Source organism: Mesorhizobium sp. M4B.F.Ca.ET.143.01.1.1, assembly GCF_004792275.1.
Taxonomy (GTDB): Bacteria; Pseudomonadota; Alphaproteobacteria; order Rhizobiales; family Rhizobiaceae; genus Mesorhizobium; species Mesorhizobium abyssinicae.
Genome location: NZ_SRSR01000052.1, coordinates 1 through 1,396 on the forward strand (window position 1 = coordinate 1; position 1,396 = coordinate 1,396).

The 1,396-nt window shown below is 57.8% G+C and carries 1 protein-coding gene; it reads left to right on the forward strand.

Annotated elements, in window-relative coordinates:
• Window positions 1–184: 184 nt before the first annotated feature.
• On the forward strand, window positions 185–1,396 hold a 1,212-nt coding region (locus tag EN786_RS35890), incomplete at its 3' end, for a DUF4158 domain-containing protein (RefSeq protein ID WP_135910003.1).

The window sequence follows — 1,396 nt, forward strand, 5'->3', positions numbered from 1 at the left end:
GGGGTCGGAACAAGAGCAGTGCGAAATCGTACGCTAAGGGTGAACGGATCATGAACTCTACTGTAGTGCGGCTGTGTAGCATCCGATCCCTGTGGATTGCCATCGCGGGGCACCCAGTTTTGATTTCTTCGCCCGCCCGACTCGACAACGCTCCCGGTAGATTAGTCGTGGATGGAGTTGGGCGATGGGTAAACGGGGGCTTCTCAAGGTTCAGGATCGACAGAGACTTTTCGATATACCAACCGATGAGGACGGCCTCATCCGACACTATTCGTTGTCGTCGGCTGACAGGCTTGAGATTGGTCTTCGCAGACGAGAACACAATCAGCTCGGATTTGCCGTTCAGCTCTGCCTGATGCGATATCCAGGCAGGGTGTTGGCGACCGACGAAACTCCGCCTCGCGCAATGCTAAAGTACGTTGCTGAGCAGATTGGCGCCGACGCTGGAAAGTTTGCGCTCTATGCGCGCCGTGAAGAAACGCGTCGCGATCACATTGCTGGCTTGATGGTTTATCTGGCCGCGCGGAGCGCGACGGGGCAAGACCGTAGAGCTGCGCTGTTGGCTGCAATTCAGGCGGCCGCGATCTCCGACGACGGTGGCGCGATAGCGAGTGCTACTGTCGCCATGTTTCGTGAACGCGGATCTCTTCTGCCAGCAATCGACACGATCGAACGGATCGGTCTTGCCGCCCGCGCCATTGCCCGTCGGCGGGCGGAGAGAGCGCTGATCGAAGAAATTTCGGTCGCTACGCTTCAATCATTGGATAAGCTGTTGGAGGTTGACCCGGCCATTGGCCAAACGCGCTTTCATTGGCTGCGATCAGCGCCGGATGCGCCAGGTGCGTCAAACCTGGTCGGGCTAACCGAACGGATCGCCTTCCTGCGCAAGCTAGAAATCGATCCGAAATTGCAGATGCGCATATCGTCTGGACGGTGGGATCAGATGATCCGTGAGGGCAACGCCACACCGGCATGGCTGGCCAACGACTTCAATGCCAGCCGTCGACACGCGCTGATTGTGGCGCAGATTATCAAGCTTGGCCAGAAGCTCACGGACGATGCAGTGTCGATGTTCATCAAGCTGATGGGTCGGCTGTTCTCGCAAGCCAATAACCGCAAGAAGCAGCGGCACATGGACTGCAGGCCGGATACCGCCAAAGCGCTACGCATGTTCCTGGACACGATCACAGCCCTGCAGTCGGCGAACGATTATGGCCGGAACGCATTGGAGGTTCTCGATCAGGAAGTTGGATGGCACCGGTTGCTTCGGATGAAGCCTGAGCTTGAGTCGATGGTCGAGGACAACGAGGCGTCGCCTTTGACCTTAGCGGCTGAGCAATATGCGACCGTCAACAAGTACGCCGGTGCGTTCCTGGAGGCGTTCACATTCCGCTCA